A 17,336-nucleotide genomic window follows, 5' to 3' on the forward strand; every position below is an offset into this window, starting at 1 on the left:
GACCGCACCTCAAGGCGCGCGGCGAGCAAGCGGGCAGGATCCATCCCTGTCCGCGAGGACCCCCGGACTCTCCATCGCCCGGGCTTCATCGCTCGACCACAGCCCGCCGTCGTCGAGAGCGTGGATCCGACGCCCTCCCCATCAACGGGATGCCCCTATTATGCGCCCGGGATCGGGCGTGCTCGGGAAACAGGTTCGAGAAAAGGCGATGTGTCTGGAAAGGCGGGGGATTATCCGCGCAATCCGACTATGGATTCCCGGATTGTCAGCACAGCGACCGGCCCTCCGCAGGGGGAGAAGGGACTGGCAAGACCGCTCCTTCGTTTCGATCCTGAAACAACCCCGCCCTCGGCGGGTCCAATTGCCCGATCAGATCTTGGCGATCATCCCTCCGCGAGACGCCCATGATCCCGATCACCGCACACCCGGCCCGCACTCTCGTCCGGACCTCCGTGCTCGCCACGGCCATGATGACCGTGGCCTGCGCGGGCGGTCCGCCGGGGAGGCCGGGCGGCCCCGGGGACGCGCCGCCCCGCACCGCCATGTTCATCAGCCCCTTCGGCGAACCCTTCATGGCCGAGCCGGGCGAGCCCTGGCCGGTGTCGGACTGGTTCATCGGCGCGGACATCGACCTCGATCAGGCCGTGACCTTCGAGGAGTTCGCGGCTGACGGCCGCCGCTGGTTCGGCCAGCTGGACCAGGACCGCACCGGACGTCTGGATCAGGCGGAACTCGCCGCCTACGAGGCCCGCCTGCGGCTCCTCGCGCGGGGCCCCGATCAGGGCCGTCGGCCCGGGCGGGTCGGTGCGGAAGACGGCGGCGAACAGTCCGCGCCCATGACGCTGGCGGGGCCGGCGGCGCAGGATGGTCCTCCGGGCGGAGGGCCGCGCCGGCGTCGCGGGGCGGGTCCGCGGGCCGGCGGCTACGGACCGGTGGCCGAGGCCGGATTCTTCAACCTGCCCCAGCCGGTGAAGGCCGCCGACGTCAATGTCGACCAGCGGGTCACGGCGGAGGAATGGGCGGCGGCGACCGGGCGCTGGTTCCTCGCCCTGGACCAGGATCGGGACGGGCGGCTGACGATGGCCAGCCTGCCGCAGACGCCGCTTCAGGCGCGGATCGGGGCGATGCGGCGCTGACGCCTCACTGGCAGGCGAGGCACTCGTCGTAGTCGGTGCGGGCGGCGCTGAAGAGGTCGGGCTGGTTGGGGTCAGGCTCTTCCTCGGCCTTGGTCTCGGCGCCGGCGAAGGCGGCGCGCTGCACCGACTTGGAGCGCAGGTAGTAGAGCGACTTCACGCCGGTCTCCCAGGCGCGCCAGTGCAGCATGTGCAGGTCCCATTTGTCGACGTCGCCCGGGATGAACAGGTTGATCGACTGGGCCTGGCAGATCTCCGGGGCGCGGTCGGCCGACAGTTCGACGACCCAGCGCTGGTCCAACTCGAAGGCGGTCTTGAAGACGGCCTTCTCATCCTCGCTGAGCTGGTCGAGGTGCTGGACCGAACCTTCGTGCTCAAGGATCGAGTTCCACACCTCCGAGGTGTCGATGCCCTTCTCGCCCAGCACCTTCTCCAGATAGGGGTTCTTGACCGCGAAGGAGCCGGACAGGGTCTTGTGGGTGTAGATGTTGGCCGGGATCGGCTCGATGCCCGCCGACGTGCCGCCGCAGATGATCGAGATCGAGGCGGTCGGGGCGATGGCCAGCTTGTGGCTGAAGCGCTCCATGACGCCGCGCTCGGCCGCGTCCTCACAGGGCCCCTTCTCCTCGGCGAGCAGGCGGCTGGCCTTGTCGGCCTCGCGGCGCAGGTGCTTGAACAGCCGCATGTTCCACGACTTGGCCATGGCCGACTCGAAGGCCACGCCCTGCTGCTGCAGGAAGGAATGGAAGCCCATCAGGCCGAGGCCGACGGAACGCTCGCGCTTCGCCGAATAGACGGCCGCGGCCATGGCCGGCGGGGCGCGGCGGATGAAGTCCTCGAGCACATTGTCGAGGAAGCGCATCACGTCCTCGACGAATTTCGGCTCCTCGCGCCATTCGAGGAAGGTCTCGGCGTTGACCGAGGACAGGCAGCAGACCGCGGTGCGGTCGACGCCGAGGTGGTCGCGGCCGGTGTGCAGCATGATCTCGGCGCACAGGTTCGACTGTTTGACCGACAGGCCCAGCTCGCGCTGGTGCGGCGCCATCTGGCGGTTCACCGTGTCGGAGAAGATCAGATAGGGCTCGCCGGTCTGCAGGCGGATCTCGAGAATCTTCTGCCACAGGGTGCGGGCGTCGACGGTCTTGAGCACCTCGCCGTTCTTGGGCGACTTCAGGTCGAAGGTCTTGCCGTCGCGGACCGCGAACATGAATTCGTCGGTGATGTTGATGCCGTGGTGCAGGTTCAGGGACTTGCGGTTGAAGTCGCCCGACGGCTTGCGGATCTCGAGGAACTCCTCGATCTCGGGGTGGTGGATGTCGAGGTAGACGGCGGCCGAGCCGCGGCGCAGGGACCCTTGCGAGATCGCCAGGGTCAGCGAATCCATGACGCGGATGAAGGGGATGATGCCCGAGGTCTGGCCGGCGCCCTTGACCTTCTCGCCGATGGAGCGGACGCCGCCCCAGTAGGTGCCGATGCCGCCGCCGTTCGAGGCCAGGGCGACGTTCTCGTTCCAGACGCTCTGGATGCCGTCGAGGCTGTCGCCGACGGCGTTGAGGAAGCAGGAGATGGGCAGGCCGCGGTCGGCGCCGCCGTTGGACAGCACCGGGGTGGCCGGCATGAACCACAGCTTGGACATATAGTCGTAGACGCGCTGGGCGTGGCCCGGATTCAGGGCCGGGTCGTCGGCGTAGGCCGTGGCGACCCGGGCGAACATGTCCTGATAGCTCTCGCCGGGAAGCAGGTAGCGATCCTCGAGCGTCTTCTTGCCGAAGTCGGTCAGGAGGTCGTCGCGCGACCGGTCGAGCTGGATCGAGGGCACCACCTTCAGGTGGGGTCGATCAGCGGCGTCCGCGGCCGCAACCGACTGGAAATCCACTGTCTTCAACGCTTCGCCGCCGGCCATAATGGTCACTGCCCTGAACTGGTCTGTTAAGTCGCTCGCGCCGCTGACCACATCATCTAGTGGCCGAAGCGCTCCCCAAGCCCACATATGGGGCGCAGATGGCTAACGACCCGTCAACGGGGTTGACGATCACTTTCTGGGCGAATCGGCTTCAAGGCGGGGGATGAGACTGTGGACAGGCCGCGACGACAGCATGACAGAGGCGCCGCGGCGGAGTCGAAAACGCCATCACGAACGCGTGAGGGGAACGTCCCGCAAGCGGGACCGTTTCGGCCCGATGACGCCTGACCGGATCGCCGCCTTCACCCGTCGCGCCCTTCGCATCGCGCGCACGGAAATCGCCGCGGTGAGCGCCCTGTTCATCGTCGCCCTGGGCGTGATGACCTTTGTCGAACTGGCCGACGACATGACCGAGACGGACGGCCGCGCCTTCGACCAGGGCGTTCTGGAGGCGATGCGGCCGGGATCGATGGCCGACCCGTGGGGGCCGGGCTGGCTGGAGACGGCGGCCATGGACCTGACCGCCCTGGGCGGCACGGCGGTGCTGAGTCTGCTGGCGGTGATCGTCACGGGTTTCCTGATCCTGCAGCGCAAGCGGCTGTCGGCCCTGCTGCTGGCGCTGGGTCTGATGGGCGGCGTCGGTCTGAGCGAGGGGCTGAAGGCCCTGTTCGGACGGGAGCGGCCGCCGGAGGCGCTGCGGGCCGTGGAGACGATGAGCGCCAGCTTCCCCTCGGGCCACAGCCTGCTGTCGGCGGTGTTCTATCTGAGCATCGGGGTGATGCTGACCCGCGCCTTCCCCCAGAAGCGGTTCAAGGCCTACATCATCGGGGTGGCGGTGCTGCTGACGCTGATCGTCGGGCTGACGCGGGTCTATCTGGCCGCGCACTGGGCCACCGACGTGCTGGCCGGATGGAGCGTCGGGGCGGCCTGGGCCATGGCGCTGTGGCTGGCCGCCTATGCGGTGCAGCGGCGCCAGCAGGGCCACCCGCAGGCGCCGCATGTGCTGCCGGTGGATGAGGGGTAGGGCTTAGGCAACAGGCAACAGGCAACAGGCAGCAGGCGGCGACGTCGCCCGGGAAAGGATGAGGGCGCTCGGGCCTGGGTCGGTCCGCTCAAACCCTGCTGCCTGCTGCCTGTTGCCTGACTCCTAGCCCGCGCCGAACTCCAGGTCCTTGCGGGCCGAGATGATGGTGACGATGAAGCCGGCGAGCACGTCCAGCATGACCATGGTCACGATCAGGAAGAAGGTCGAGGTGGCGAACCCCTTGATCAGCAGGAACTCCACCAGGCAGACCACGAACAGGATCATCGACAGGGCGTGGTTGACGATGGCGACCTTCTGGCTGGAGGTCGACTTGAGCAGTTCGAAGAACAGCAGGATCAGCGACAGGAACAGGATCATGTCGCCGACGCCGACGCTCCAGCCCGCTCCCGAGGCCATCGGGATGGTGAACAGGATGTCGCGCAGATTGCCGTCCGTGCCGACGACCCCGGCCCCGCCGAGCAGGCCGGTCAGGACCACGATGTTGTACAGCACCACGGGAATCACGAGCAGCGGCAGGGCGACGAGCATGGCTGTGGCTCCAGAACGACGGACGCGGGCGCGCCGGTACGGTCGCGCTTGTTAACGATGAATACCCCCGTTCGCTCCGTACCGCTACGGTTGCTCGCCTGACGGGGGAAGGCTCAGAATTCGGCGACGGCCCCGGGGCGCCGGGAGCGCGACTTCAGCCACATGACGCCGAGCAGATCGGAGAAGGAGGCAAGCAGCCGGCCCCAGTTGGTGTATTTCGACCGCCCGGTCTCGCGGTGCCGGTGTCCGACCTCGAGATAGCGGTTCTCGTAGCCCTCGCGGATCATCAGCGCCGGCAGGTAGCGGTGGATGTGATCGAAATAGGGGAGGCGCAGGAAGACGTCGCGGCGGAAGGCCTTGAGCCCGCAGCCGGTGTCGTCGGCGTCGTCCGAGAGCAGGCGCTTGCGGATGCGATTGGCCCAGCGGGAAGCCCAGCGCTTGGCTTCGGAGTCCTGCCGGCGGGCGCGGACGCCGCCGACGAGGGCCACGGTCGGAGGCGAGGCGGCCAGCAGGTCGGCGAGGCGCGGCGCGTCGGCGGGCGGGTTCTGGCCGTCGCCGTCGAGGGTGACGACGATGGGCCCGCGCGCGGCCAGCACGCCGGTGCGGACGGCGCGGCTCTGGCCGGCGTTTGAGCCGTGGCTGAGCACGCGCAGGGCCGGAAGCTCGGCCATCAGGCCGCGCAGCTCGGCGAGGGTGCCGTCGCGCGAGGCGTCGTCGACGAACACCATCTCGTACGACCGGCCGGCGAAGGCGGCGGCGATCTCGCGCGCCAGCGGGCCGGCGGCGCCTTCCTCGTCATGAACGGGAACGACGACGGAGATGTCGGGAGTCTGCTCGATCATGGGCGCTGTCTAGCGGGTTTCTCGGCCGGGCGGGAGGGATGCTGACGCGGCGCGAAGGGGCGTGTTAGGAAGATGAACATGATGCGCCCCGATCTCGACCGATTCATCGCCGGCTGGCGGGGCCCCGTGATGGCGGCCCTCGTCGCCCTGTTCGCCGGCCTGCCGGTGCTGATGCTGCTGCCGCCGCTGGACCGCGACGAGAGCCGCTATGCCCAGGCCACGTCGCAGATGCTGGAGAGCGGCGACTACGTCGACATCCGCTTCCAGGACGACCCGCGCTGGAAGAAGCCGGTCGGAATCTACTGGATGCAGGCCGCGGCGGTGGCGGCGACGTCCAGCGTCGAGGCGCGCGATATCCAGCCTTACCGCATCCCCTCCTTCCTCGGCGCCATGCTGGCGGCGGCCGCCTGCGCCTGGGCGGGGGCGGCGATGTTCGGTCAGCGCGCCGGATTCCTCGCCGGAGCCATTCTGGGGGCCACCTTCCTGCTGTCGACCGAGGCGGGGATCGCCAAGACCGACGCCATGCTGTGCGCCGCCGTGACCATGGCCATGGCCGGGCTGGCGCGGATCTATCTGGCGACCCGGGCGGGGGAGGCGCCGCGGCGGCCGCACAAGCTGCTGTTCTGGCTGGGGCTGGGGCTGTCGATCCTGATCAAGGGCCCCATAGGTCTGATCGTCGTGGTCCCGGCCATCCTGCTGCTGTCGCTGTGGGACCGGGACGTCAAATGGCTCGGGCGGCTGGGCTGGGGCTGGGGCCTGCCGCTGACGGCGTTGATCGTCGGGCCGTGGGCCATCGCCATCACCATCGCCACCGACGGCGGCTTCTGGCGGGAAGCCATCATGGGCGACCTGGCGCCGAAGATCTCCGGCGGGCACGAGAGCCATGGCGCGCCTCCCGGCTATTTCCTGCTCGGGCTGATCGTCATGTTCTTCCCGGCCGTCCTGCTGCTGCCGGCGGCGCTGTCGACGGCCTGGCACAGGCGGGCCGAGCCGGCGGTGCGGTTCCTGGTCTGCTGGCTGGTTCCGGCGTGGCTGATCTTCGAGCTGACGCCGACCAAGCTGGTCCACTATTCCCTGCCCACCTATGGCGCACTGGCGCTGCTGGCGGCGGCGGCCCTGACCCGGCCCATCGGCTCGCTGTCGCGCTATTCCGGGGCGGTGCTGTCGCTTGTCAGCGGCTTCGTCATCGTGGCGATCACCGTCTACGGCCTGACCGAATACGGGCGCTCGACGGCCCAGACCTGGGCGACCATCACCATCGTCTTCGCGGCGCTGGCGGCGCTGATCGGGGCCTTCCTGCTGCTGCACCGGGCGGCCGTGACGGCGGTGGTCGCGGCCATCGCGCTGGGACTGGTGGCCCATGCGGGCCTGGCGGGGACCATCCGGCAGCTGCGTCCGCTGGCCGTGGCGCCGCAGCTGCAGCAGGTGCTGGAGCGGGCCGATCTGCATCCGCGTCAGGGCCGCCCGGGGCCGGTGGCCATCACCGGCTTCCACGAGCCCAGCTTCGTCTTCCTGACCGGTCGCGAGACCGAGCTGGCCGACGCGGCCGGCGCGGCGAAGGCCCTGGCCGAGGGGCGGCCGGTGATCGTCGAGGCGCGCGACGCCGACGCCTTCCGCGCCGCCTCCGCCGAACTCGGCGTGACCGGCCGGGCGGTCGGGGTGGTCAACGGCCACAACTATTCGCGGGGCGACGACGTCAGCCTGACGGTCTACGCCCCGGCGGGAGCGACCCGACGGTGAGCCGGCGCATCACCATCGTCGAGGTCGGCCCGCGCGACGGGCTGCAGAACGAAAAGGCCGTGCTGGAACCCGCCGTCCGCGTCGATCTGGTGCGGCGGCTGGAGGCGGCGGGGGCGCGGCGCATCGAGGCGGTCAGCTTCGTGCACCCGAAATACGTGCCGCAGATGGCCGGGGCCGAGGAGGTCATGGCGGCCCTGCCTCATGAGGCGGGACGCAGCCGCATCGGCCTGGTGCTGAACGGCAAGGGCTACGACCGGGCGCTGGGCACGGCGGTCGACGAGGTCAATGTCGCCATGTCGGCCACCGACGGCTTCGGGCTGAAGAACCAGGGCATGGGCGTCGACCAGCAGGTGTCGATGCTGTCCGACATCCTGACCGGCCGGGCCAATTCGGAAGGCGGGGCCGGGGCGGGGCCGTCGCTTTCGGCCACCCTCAGCTGCGTCTGGGGCTGTCCGTTCGACGGCGAGGTGTCGACGGACCAGGTGGCCGATCTGGTCGGCCGCATCGGCGCGCTGGGCGTCAGGGAGATCGCCCTGGCGGACACCATCGGCGTGGGCGATCCGTGGGCCGTGACCCGGGTGGTCGAGGCGGCGCGCAAGGCGGCGCCGGAGGCGCTGCTGCGGCTGCATTTCCACGACACGCGCAACACGGGGCTGGCGAATGCATATGCGGGCGTCGAGGCGGGCGTGGACGTGCTGGACGCCTCGGTCGGCGGCATCGGCGGCTGTCCGTTCGCGCCGGGCGCCACCGGCAACATCGCCACCGAGGACCTCGTCTACATGCTGGAGCGGGCGGGCTTCGAGACCGGCTACGACCTCGACGCCCTGATCGCGACGGCGCGCTGGATCGGCGAAAGGATCGGCCGGCCGGCGCCCAGCGCGCTGAGCCGGGCGGGGGGATGGCCGAAGGGGTGAGGCCGGGGCCCTCCCCGAAACCGTGTCGCGAATCGTTCCCATAACGCTGGGTTGCGAATGCGGCGGTCGATGCTAGGGTGATCCCGTCTGGGCGGGAGGGCTCCATGAAGCGGCTTGCTACGGGTTTTCTGGCCGCGGTCGCGGTGAGTGTCGGCGGTTGTTCCTATACCCGCTCGCTTCTTCCGGAGATGGAACCCCTGGACGCCGGCGGGCAGACGGCGGGCCTCACCTGGGAGGTCGAGAACCGGCACAGGCTGCTCGCCGGCCAGGACGAACAGGACCGCTTCGAGCAGGACCTCGCGGCCTACATCGAGGAGTATCGCCACTGGCACAAGGCGGAGGAGAGCAGCGGCCCGGTCGCGAACTTCCGTGAGACCGACCTTCTGCACCAGCGCGACGAACAAACGCCGCCGAACTACGCCGTCAACTATGACCCGGGCGCGAACAGCTACCGGTGCCGCGACCGCGCATCGCCCATATGCCGGGGCGACGGATCCGACTGGATCGCGGATCGGTCCCGCACGGTCAGGCTGCGCTTCGGCGAGGGCCAGTGCCGCTGGACCATAGGCGGGGTCGAGGACACGGCGGACTGCTCGCGAAGCGTGCCCGTGGTGGTCGGCGAGGAGACGGCGGTCCGGGCCCTGCGCCTTTCGGACGGCGCGGTCGCGGAAACGACCCTGCTGGTTCGCGATATCGTCATCGTCGCCCTGGGGGATTCCTTCTCCGCGGGCGAGGGAAACCCTCACCGGCAGTGGCGCGTGGGCGGCGAGCCGGCCGCCTGGCTCGACGCGCGCTGTCACCGCTCGCTGATGTCCGGGCCGGCCCTGACCGCAGCCTTTCTGGCGCGGAGCAATCCCCACGCCTCGGTGACCCTGCTTCACTACGGCTGCTCCGGAGCGTCCATAGCGGACGGTCTCGTCACCCCCTGGTCGCAGCTGGAGACCACGGCGGACATCCGCCGGCAGTATGCGGCGTTCGGTATTCGCGGCGCGGCCTTCGAAAACCTGCGGGTGGCGACCGCCAGGCCCCAGCTTCACGACGTTCCGCTTTCGCAGCTTCGTCAGGCCCAGTCGGACCTGACCGTCGACGGGCGCCTGATCCAACCCGACGTCATCATCGTCTCAATCGGCGGCAACGATATCGGCTTCGCCAGCATCGTTTCGGCGCTCGCGGACGAAGGCAGCACCTCGGTGGACCTGGGGGTCGATCCCGGCGCGGGCGGTCTGGAACAGGTCAATGACTGGCGGCCCTACGCCAGTTTCGACCAGACGAGCTGGGTCCAGTCCGCGCGCAATGTGCCGTGCTTCGGACTCGAACGGGTCGAGTGCATGGGCGACCGTATCCTCGACCGCATCTCGGGACCGTCCTCGACCCAGAACAGGACCACCCTGCGCAGCCAGTACGACGAGCTCGCCGAAGCCATCAGGCCGCTGTCAGGGGTCGGGGCGCGGCGGGTGTTCATCACCCACTACCCGAATTTCGTGATGCGCGAGCCCGACGGCGTTCCCGCGGGACAGGCGAGGCCCGAGCAGGCGGTGGCCTGTCATGACGAGCCCTGGGACGGACGCCCGGGGTTCGTGCCGGGCGTGCTGGCGTCCCTGCCGGGCCTCGGCATGGACCGGACGGCGTCCGGCCAGGCGCAGGAGAAGTTCCTCGATCCGCTGAACCAGGCCATCTCGGCGGCCGCGGAGGATCACGGCTGGGCCGTGGTCGCCACCCACGTCAGGAACGCGAAGACGAACGGCTATTGCAGCCACCACCGCTATTACAACACCCTGCTGGACTCCTACTGGGATCAGGGCCGGCGGTACGACACCGGCCGGCCGCTGGGCAATCTGGTGATCCTGCGACCGGACAATCTGTTCAACCTGCCGGTCGGGACCCGGGTGATCTGGGACGCCTCGCGGGGGTGTTTCGTCCGCTACCCCGAACAGCAGAGCTGCCTGCCGGCGCCGCAGAGCATGCCGGTTCTGGAGCTTCGCCGGGAGATCGAGGAGGGTTCCACCTTCGCGGAGATGGTGGCGGAGCCGTCCATCTGGGGCACCACGGGGCCGGTTCACCCCAACCTGTTCGGCCACTGCAACTATGCGTCCGCCATCCTGACCTCACTGGTCCGGGACCGGCCGGAGCTGACCTATGGCCCGCAGCTGGTGGATGATGTGAGGCGGGCCGGCCCTGATGGCCTCAAGGCCGGATACGTCTGCGACGCCCGGCAATGGGGGTTCACCCACGCCGCGCCTCACCCCGGATGGGATTGACCGTCCGACCGGCGGCCGCCCCCGATCGCGTTGCCAGCCGGTCCCGGTCTGTCTAGCAGGGGGTGGTGCGGCGGACGCCGGAGCGGCGCGGCTGGCCGGCGGCTGACGCGCCGGGCAGCGGGAAGGAACGGCATGGGGCGGCTGATCGAGGAACTGGACTACCGCCCCACGGCCATGGGGCCGCTGGTGCTGCGGCGGCGGTGGGTCGCCGCCATCGACCAGGAAGTCGTCGAGGTGATCCTCGGCGACGAGCACCTGATGTCGAGCCTGTTCACGGTCGGTGAGACCGAGCTGGCGGTGCGCGGACTGGCGGCGGCGGCCGGGGAGAGGCTGCGCGTGCTCGTCGGCGGGCTGGGCCTCGGCTATACGGCGCGCGCGGCGCTGGCCGATCCGAGGGTGGCCTCGGTGGAGGTGGTCGACGCCCTGGAGCCGGTGATCGAATGGCACCGGGCCGGCCTCGTGCCGATCGGCGACAGCCTCGGGACGGAGCCGCGCTGCGTCCTGTCGCACGGGGACTTCTTCGGCTGGTTCGACGAGGCCCGGCCTGCGGGCGAGCGCTACGACCTCGTGCTGCTCGACATCGACCATTCGCCGCGCCAGTTGCTGCACCCGGACCACGCGCGCTTCTACACGCCGGAGGGGCTGGGGCGTCTGCGCGAGGCGATGACGGCGCGGGGCGTGTTCGCGATGTGGTCGGACGAGGGGCCGGACGATGAATTTCTCGCCGTGCTGGCGGCGGTGTTCACGGAGGCGCGGGCGGAGGTGGTGGCGTTCGACAATCCGCTGACCGGCGGCGCCTCGACCTGCACCATCTATGTGGCGGGGCCCGGTGCTGATTAGGGCGATCATGCGCGACGGGCTGACCGTTCTCGGATTCCTGCTGCTGACCTTCACCGGATCAGCCTTCCTGCTGGCCTCGGCATTCGGCTACGGCGAAGGGTGGAAGGTCTGGGCCATGCCGGTCACGGGGGCCGTGCTCTGGCTGTTGGCGGTCCGTATGGTGCAGGTGCGGGTCAACCGGGAACTGCGGATCAGGCGAGCGCGGCACAGACGCTCGGCCTGGGCCGGTTCAATGAAGTGAGCCGGGCCGGCGCGTTTTTCAGCGACTGCTCAGATTTCGCTCATGCCGTTCACGGGCGGGTGCGCCATGGTCTGCGTGTCGATGACGACTGGAGAGACCCGATGAACGTGACGAACGACGATCTGGACCGGCTGTGGCGAACGCTGCGGCTGATGGGGTGGGGCGCGGTCGCCCTGGTGATGCTGACTCCGGCGGTCGCCATGCGGTTCACCGAGGAGGTCAACTGGACCACGAGCGACTTCGTCTTCGCCGGCGTGCTGCTGATCGGCGGCGCGGCCCTGATCGAGCTGGTCGCGTGGCGCGTGCGCAATCCCGTGATCCGCATCAGCTTCGCCCTGCTGGTCGTCGCCATCGTGGCCCTGATCTGGATCGAGGGGGCGGTGGGGATATTCCACTAGGCGGCCGGTTCGGCGCCGATCAGGCAGAGGGTGTCCGGGTTCTGGCCGACGGAGAGGCGCCGGGCCCTCAGTCCGGGCAAGGCGTTCCGGGCCCCCGGCCCGGACTCGCTCAAAGGTTCAGCAGGGCCGGGTCGCCGCCCTGGGCGGAGATGTTGTTGCTGATGGCCTTTTCGGCGGCGTAGCGGATCAGGCTGTACGGACCGCCGGCCTTGGGGCCGGTGCCGGACAGGCCCTCGCCGCCGAAGGGCTGGACGCCGACCACCGCCCCGATGATCGAGCGGTTGATGTAGACGTTGCCAGCGGGAACCAGGCGGGCGACCTCGTCGGCGAAGGCCTCGATGCGGCTGTGCACGCCGAGGGTCAGGCCGTAGCCGCGCTGGGCCAGCTTCGCCGCCGTCTGCTTCAGTTTCGACGGCTCGTAGCGGCAGACGTGCAGGATGGGGCCGAACACCTCGCGCTCGAGATAGTCGGGGGTCGGGACCTCGGCGATGGTCGGGGCGAACAGGTGGCCCCTGTCCGCGCCCGCGGGCAGGTCGGCGCGGGCGACGATCTTCGCGTCGCCTTCGAGCCGCTTGAGGTGATCCTCCAGCATCGCCTTCGCGTCGGCGTCGATGACCGGGCCGATGTCGGTGGCGGGATCGGCGGGGTCGCCGACGACCTGGGCCGCGAGCGCGCCCTTGAGCCCCTCGATCAGGGCGTCGGCGGCGTCGTGCGGGACGTAGAGCAGGCGCAGGGCCGAGCAGCGCTGACCCGACGAGCCGAAAGCCGACAGGATGACGTCGTCGATGACCTGCTCCTTCAGCGCCGTAGTGTCGACGAACATGCCGTTGAGGCCGCCGGTCTCGGCGATGAAGGGGATGATCGGGCCGGGGCGGCTGGCCAGCGAGCGGTTGATCAGGGTGGCGGTGTCGGTGCCGCCGGTGAAGGCGACGCCGTCGACGCCGGGGTGGCTGACCAGTTTCGCGCCGACGGTCTCGCCCCGGCCGGGGACGAGGGCCAGCAGGTCGGGGTTAAGGCCCGCCTTGTAGTAGAGGCGCACGGCTTCGGCGGCGATCAGCGGCGTCTGTTCGGCGGGCTTGGCCAGGACGGCGTTGCCGGCGGCGAGGGCGGCGGCGATCTGGCCGGTGAAGATGGCCAGCGGGAAATTCCACGGACTGATGCAGGCGAAGACGCCGCGGCCGTGCAGGACCAGCTGGTTGATCTCGCCGACGGGGCCCTTGAGCTCCCGCGGGCCGCCGAAGTCGCGCTCGGCCAGCATGGCGTAGTAGCGGCAGAAGTCGGCGGCCTCGCGCACCTCGGCGACGCCGTCGTTGAGGGTCTTGCCGGCCTCGCGGCTGAGCAGGGCGACGAGGCGGTCCATGTCGGCCTCGAGCGCATCGCCCATCGCGCGCAGGATCGGGGCGCGGCCGCCGCCGCCGATGCGGTCCCACTTCACCTGGGCGCGGGCGGCGAGATCGACGGCGGCGTCGATGTCGGCCTCGGTGGCTTCCGAGACGTGGCCCAGCACCTGGGTGGTGTCGAAGGGATTGGTGACGGGCTGGGGGTTGGTCCCGGCCTTTAGCTTGCCGCCGAGGATCGGGCCGGAGGTCAGCTTCTCGCTGTCGACCTTCTCGAGGGCGAGGGCGTGCCGCTCGCGGTCGGCGGCCTGGGAGTAGTCGCGGCCCAGCGAGTTCTGGCGGTCCATGTACATGTCCTTGGGAGTCGGAATCTTGGCGTGGCGGTCGGGGTGGGCCTCGACGGCGGAGATGGGGTCGGCGGCGACGGCGGAGGCGGGCACACGCTCGTCGAGCAGGGCGTGGACGAAGGAGGAGTTGGCGCCGTTCTCGAGCAGGCGGCGCACCAGATAGGGCAGCAGGTCCTCGTGGCCGCCGACGGGGGCGTAGGCGCGGACCGTGACGGGTCCGAAGGCGTCGCGGGCGGCGTCGTAGAGGGCCTCGCCCATGCCGTGCAGGCGCTGGAACTCGATCTTCACGCTCCGCTCCGAAGCCATCCTGTAGACGGCGGCGAGCGAATGGGCGTTGTGGGTGGCGAACTGGCTGTAGATGTGGGGCGCGGCCTCGATCATGAGGCGGGCGCAGACGAGGTAGTTGAGGTCGGTCGCGGCCTTGGTGGTGAAGACCGGATAGTCGGTGCGGCCGAACTGCTGGGCCCGCTTGATCTCGGTGTCCCAGTAGGCGCCCTTGACCAGACGGACCATCAGGCGGCGACCCGACGTCTTCGCCAGTTCGGCGACGCGGCGGATCACCTCGGGGCAGCGCTTCTGATAGGCCTGGACGGCGAGGCCGAGGCCGGTCCAGCCGCCGAGGTCGGGCTCGTGCGCCAGCCGGTCGAGCAGCTTCAGCGACAGGGCGAGGCGGTCGGCCTCCTCCGCGTCCATGGTGAAGTTGATGTCGTATTTCGCGGCGATGCGGGCGAGGCGGACGATGCGGGGGTAGAGCTCGTCCCAGACGCGGGCCTCGTGCGTCGCCTCGTAGCGGGGCGACAGGGCCGAGAGCTTGACCGAGACGCCGTGGCCGGCCTCGGGCCCCTGCCCCCTGGCGGTCTTGCCCACCGCCTCGATGGCGTCGGCGTAGATCTTCTCGTAGCGCTCGGCGTCGGCGGCGGTGCGGGCGCCCTCGCCCAGCATGTCGAAGGAGCAGAGCCAGCCTTCGCGGTTGGAGCGTTTCAGCGCCGCCTCGATGGTGCGGCCAACCACGAACTGCTCGCCCATGATGCGGACGGCGGCGGCGACGGCCTCGCGGATGACCGGCTCGCCGAGCCGGCCGACGATACGGCGCAGGAAGCCGGGGAGGTCGGTCTTGGCCTCCTCATCGACGTCGACCAGCTTGCCGGTCAGCATCAGGCCCCAGGTCGACGCATTGACGAACAGGCTGTCGGACTGGCCCAGGTGGCTGGCCCAGTCGGCCGAGCCGATCTTCTCGGCGATCAGCCGGTCGCGGGTGTCCTCGTCGGGCGTTCGCAGCAGGGCCTCGGCGAGGCACATCAGGGCCAGGCCCTCGCGGGTGCCGAGCGAGAACTCCTGCAGGAAGCTTTCGACCACGCCCTGTTTCTTGACGCTGGCGCGGGCGCGTTCGACGAGGTCGACGGCGCTGTTCAGGACCGCGGCGCGCTCGCCGGCGTCGAGCGGAATGCGGGCCAGCAGGCCCTGCACCGTGGCGGTTTCATCCGCGAACTTGCCCTGATCCAGCGCATCCCAGTCCTGCGACAGGGAAAGGGGCGGAGAAACGTGTGCGTCCATGCGGCTCCCTCTACTCCCTTCCCCCTTGATGGGGGAAGGGCCGGGGTTGGAGGTGAACTGCGTCCGATTGGCCGCCGCGCACAGCGCCTGATGCGGCCGCCGCCGGCGCCCCCATCCCGACCCTTCCCCCATGAAGGGGGAAGGGCTATTCGTGCGTCCCGATCAACGGCGGAGCCTTTCGGCCCTCATGCGCATCGTTCTGGCCACCGACGCCTGGGAGCCCCAGGTCAACGGCGTCGTCCGCACCCTGACCCGGACCATCGCGGAATGCCGCGCCATGGGCCACGAGGTCGAGGTCATCGAGCCCAGCCAGTTCAAGACCATTCCCTGCCCGACCTATCCGGAAATCCGGCTGGCGCTGGGAGCCGAGGAGGAGATCCGCGAACGGCTGCGCGCCTTCGAGCCGGAGGCGGTGCATATCGCCACCGAGGGCCCGATCGGCATCGCCACGCGGCGCATCTGCGTGGAATGGAAGCTGCCGTTCACGACCAGCTACCACACCAAATTCCCCGAGTACGTCTCGGCCCGGTTCCCGATCCCGGTGCAGGTCGGCTACGCCTATATGAAGTGGTTCCACAAGCCGTCGGGCCGGCTGATGGTGGCCACGCCGACGCTGCGCGACGAGCTGGTGGCGCACGGATTCCGCAACGTCTCGCCGTGGTCGCGCGGCGTGGATACGGAGCAGTTCAATCCGGACCTGCCGCGCATCTACGACGAGCTGGGCGGCAAGGACTGGCCGCGCCCGTTCTTCCTCAACGTCGGCCGGGTGGCGGTCGAGAAGAATATCGAAGCCTTCCTGCAGACCGACCTGCCGGGCACGAAGATCGTCGTCGGCGACGGGCCGGCGCGGGCCGAGCTGGAAGCGAAATACCCGGAGGCGAAATTCCTCGGGGCGCGCTTCGGCGAGGAGCTGGCGCGCTGTTTTCGCGACGCCGACGTCTTCGTCTTCCCCAGCTGGACCGACACCTTCGGCCTGGTGATCCTGGAGGCCATGGCCACGGGCACGCCGGTGGCGGCCTATCCGGCGCACGGGCCGATCGACATCATCCCGGGCTCGAACGCCGGGGCCATCGACAAGGACCTGCGGACCGCCTGTCTCGAGGCGCTGAATTGCGACCGGGCGGCTGTTCGCAGCTACGCCGAGAAGTTCAGCTGGCGGGCCTCGGCCGAGCAGTTCGTCGAGAACCTGCAGCCCTACCCGGAGCCGGAGCGCGGCCGGTTCTGGCGGCGGCTGCGCCGGATCGCGCGGCTGCGGAAGAAGGCGGCGGCGTAAGGTTCACCTCCCCATGAGCGAAGGCGATTGGGGAGGACGGTCGGCGCGGAGCGGCGACCCGGAGGGGGCGGCGCAGGCGTGGGCCAGCCTGTCGCCATTCACTTGCCCCCTGCGCCGCCCCCTCCTGATCGCTGCGCGATCTGTCCTCCCATCGGCCTTCGCCGACGGGGAGGTGACGCTCTGACCTAGAAGTCGAACTGCGCCCGGAACTGGAGCGTCTGGACGTCGACATCGGAGGCGGCGACCTGGGCGTCGTTGCTGGCGTCGGTGTAGTTGGCCATGAAGCGGATGTGGGACCACGGGTACCAAGTGGCTCCGAGGGTGACCGCCGAATATTCGCCGGCCGTGGCCACGCCCGCGAACTCGGTCAGGTCGGCGGCGTCGTAGCGGACCGCCAGCTCGACCGCGCCCATGCCGCCGCGGGTCACGGGTTCGCGGATGCTGACCCGGTCGAACTTGCCGTCGGCGGGCTTGTATTTGCGCTGTTCGCCGGTCGGGAAGAAGGAGGCGAAGACGTAGTATGCATTCGCCCGCGCCGAGCCGCCGCCGGTCAGGTCGGCGTCGACAGTCGCCCATTCGCCCTGGACCGAGAAGGACCGCCAGACAGCGGCGGCCTCGAGGCCGATGGCGGTATCGCCGTCGCCAGCCCCCAGCGGCGAGGAGCCCGCGTCGGTGTAGCGGGCGCCGAAATTGGTGTTGTTGCGCACGCGGTAGCGGAAGGCCGTATCGTCCCGCCGGTCGCGGTCGCGGGCCCAGACGCCGAGGTGGATTTTCGTCTCGTCGGTGACGACCGGGGCGAAGTGGGCCCGGACGAAGACGCCGCGCTGTTCGTCGCCGTCGCCCGGCGCGCCGTCGTTGACCGAATCGCCATGCACGCCGCCCGCGACGGACCAGTTGTCGCCGCCGGTGCGCGCCGCCAGCGTCATCACCCGGCCGGCGTCGATCAGGTCATTGAACGGCCCGCGTTCCATGAAGGTCGTGTA

Annotated in this window: 14 protein-coding genes; 9 read left to right on the forward strand and 5 right to left on the reverse strand. The window is 69.9% G+C overall.

From position 1 onward, the window contains the following. Positions 1-404: 404 nt before the first annotated feature. Entirely contained in the window at positions 405-1,136 is a 732-nt protein-coding gene (locus tag VGD32_RS06735) for a hypothetical protein (protein ID WP_331031134.1), read from the forward strand. Between the two features lie 4 nt (positions 1,137-1,140). Here VGD32_RS06735 and VGD32_RS06740 read toward each other — a convergent pair whose 3' ends face one another. Further along, positions 1,141-3,036, reverse strand: coding sequence for a ribonucleoside-diphosphate reductase subunit alpha (locus VGD32_RS06740; protein WP_331031147.1), 1,896 nt, complete (start codon positions 3,034-3,036; stop codon positions 1,141-1,143). 277 nt (positions 3,037-3,313) lie between these two features. On the opposite strand from VGD32_RS06740, the gene VGD32_RS06745 reads away from it, so the two are divergent. Continuing rightward, entirely contained in the window at positions 3,314-4,060 is a 747-nt protein-coding gene (locus tag VGD32_RS06745; RefSeq protein WP_331031135.1) for a phosphatase PAP2 family protein, read from the forward strand. A gap of 123 nt (positions 4,061-4,183) precedes the next feature. Here VGD32_RS06745 and VGD32_RS06750 read toward each other — a convergent pair whose 3' ends face one another. After that, complete coding sequence (locus tag VGD32_RS06750; protein WP_331031136.1) at positions 4,184-4,609, reverse strand: hypothetical protein; 426 nt, start codon at positions 4,607-4,609, stop codon at positions 4,184-4,186. A gap of 113 nt (positions 4,610-4,722) precedes the next feature. After that, positions 4,723-5,451, reverse strand: a complete 729-nt coding sequence (locus VGD32_RS06755; protein ID WP_331031137.1) for a glycosyltransferase family 2 protein — start codon at positions 5,449-5,451, stop codon at positions 4,723-4,725. Between the two features lie 78 nt (positions 5,452-5,529). On the opposite strand from VGD32_RS06755, the gene VGD32_RS06760 reads away from it, so the two are divergent. From VGD32_RS06760 to VGD32_RS06785, 6 genes are all read left to right on the forward strand, one after another. Further along, positions 5,530-7,191 (forward strand): glycosyltransferase family 39 protein, encoded by a 1,662-nt coding sequence (locus VGD32_RS06760; RefSeq protein WP_331031138.1) that lies wholly within the window; start codon positions 5,530-5,532, stop codon positions 7,189-7,191. Then, a complete protein-coding gene (locus VGD32_RS06765) occupies positions 7,188-8,105 on the forward strand; it encodes a hydroxymethylglutaryl-CoA lyase (RefSeq protein WP_331031139.1) in 918 nt (305 codons plus the stop codon). The genes VGD32_RS06760 and VGD32_RS06765 overlap by 4 nt, the downstream gene beginning before the upstream one ends. A 104-nt stretch (positions 8,106-8,209) precedes the next feature. Next, on the forward strand, positions 8,210-10,363 hold the full coding sequence (locus tag VGD32_RS06770; protein ID WP_331031140.1) for an SGNH/GDSL hydrolase family protein: 2,154 nt from the start codon (positions 8,210-8,212) through the stop codon (positions 10,361-10,363). 132 nt (positions 10,364-10,495) lie between these two features. After that, positions 10,496-11,203: a hypothetical protein gene (locus VGD32_RS06775; RefSeq protein ID WP_331031141.1), complete on the forward strand. Its 708-nt coding sequence runs from the start codon at positions 10,496-10,498 to the stop codon at positions 11,201-11,203. 7 nt (positions 11,204-11,210) lie between these two features. Beyond that, entirely contained in the window at positions 11,211-11,444 is a 234-nt protein-coding gene (locus tag VGD32_RS06780; protein ID WP_331031142.1) for a hypothetical protein, read from the forward strand. A gap of 101 nt (positions 11,445-11,545) precedes the next feature. Beyond that, a complete protein-coding gene (locus tag VGD32_RS06785) occupies positions 11,546-11,842 on the forward strand; it encodes a hypothetical protein (RefSeq protein ID WP_331031143.1) in 297 nt (98 codons plus the stop codon). 109 nt (positions 11,843-11,951) lie between these two features. Here VGD32_RS06785 and putA read toward each other — a convergent pair whose 3' ends face one another. Beyond that, on the reverse strand, positions 11,952-15,080 hold the full coding sequence (putA, locus tag VGD32_RS06790) for a bifunctional proline dehydrogenase/L-glutamate gamma-semialdehyde dehydrogenase PutA (RefSeq protein WP_331031144.1): 3,129 nt from the start codon (positions 15,078-15,080) through the stop codon (positions 11,952-11,954). 187 nt (positions 15,081-15,267) lie between these two features. Here putA and VGD32_RS06795 point away from each other — a divergent pair, with 187 nt between their 5' ends. Then, positions 15,268-16,353: a glycosyltransferase family 1 protein gene (locus VGD32_RS06795; RefSeq protein ID WP_331031145.1), complete on the forward strand. Its 1,086-nt coding sequence runs from the start codon at positions 15,268-15,270 to the stop codon at positions 16,351-16,353. A gap of 185 nt (positions 16,354-16,538) precedes the next feature. Here the strand turns inward: VGD32_RS06795 and VGD32_RS06800 are convergent. Continuing rightward, the coding region (locus VGD32_RS06800; RefSeq protein ID WP_331031146.1) for an OprO/OprP family phosphate-selective porin at positions 16,539-17,336 on the reverse strand (798 nt) is incomplete at its 5' end.

This window comes from Brevundimonas sp., assembly GCF_036402095.1.
GTDB lineage: Bacteria > Pseudomonadota > Alphaproteobacteria > Caulobacterales > Caulobacteraceae > Brevundimonas.

Excerpts from the sequence above, each read along its gene's own strand:
- VGD32_RS06735 (WP_331031134.1), top strand. The coding sequence starts at position 405 with ATGATCCCGATCACCGCACACCCGGCCCGCACTCTCGTCCGGACCTCC.
- VGD32_RS06785 (WP_331031143.1), top strand. The coding sequence starts at position 11,546 with ATGAACGTGACGAACGACGATCTGGACCGGCTGTGGCGAACGCTGCGG.
- VGD32_RS06770 (WP_331031140.1), top strand. The coding sequence starts at position 8,210 with ATGAAGCGGCTTGCTACGGGTTTTCTGGCCGCGGTCGCGGTGAGTGTC.
- VGD32_RS06750 (WP_331031136.1), bottom strand. The coding sequence starts at position 4,609 with ATGCTCGTCGCCCTGCCGCTGCTCGTGATTCCCGTGGTGCTGTACAAC.
- VGD32_RS06740 (WP_331031147.1), bottom strand. The coding sequence starts at position 3,036 with ATGGCCGGCGGCGAAGCGTTGAAGACAGTGGATTTCCAGTCGGTTGCG.
- putA (WP_331031144.1), bottom strand. The coding sequence starts at position 15,080 with ATGGACGCACACGTTTCTCCGCCCCTTTCCCTGTCGCAGGACTGGGAT.
- VGD32_RS06780 (WP_331031142.1), top strand. The coding sequence starts at position 11,211 with ATGCGCGACGGGCTGACCGTTCTCGGATTCCTGCTGCTGACCTTCACC.
- VGD32_RS06795 (WP_331031145.1), top strand. The coding sequence starts at position 15,268 with ATGCGCATCGTTCTGGCCACCGACGCCTGGGAGCCCCAGGTCAACGGC.
- VGD32_RS06760 (WP_331031138.1), top strand. The coding sequence starts at position 5,530 with ATGATGCGCCCCGATCTCGACCGATTCATCGCCGGCTGGCGGGGCCCC.
- VGD32_RS06775 (WP_331031141.1), top strand. The coding sequence starts at position 10,496 with ATGGGGCGGCTGATCGAGGAACTGGACTACCGCCCCACGGCCATGGGG.
- VGD32_RS06745 (WP_331031135.1), top strand. The coding sequence starts at position 3,314 with ATGACGCCTGACCGGATCGCCGCCTTCACCCGTCGCGCCCTTCGCATC.
- VGD32_RS06755 (WP_331031137.1), bottom strand. The coding sequence starts at position 5,451 with ATGATCGAGCAGACTCCCGACATCTCCGTCGTCGTTCCCGTTCATGAC.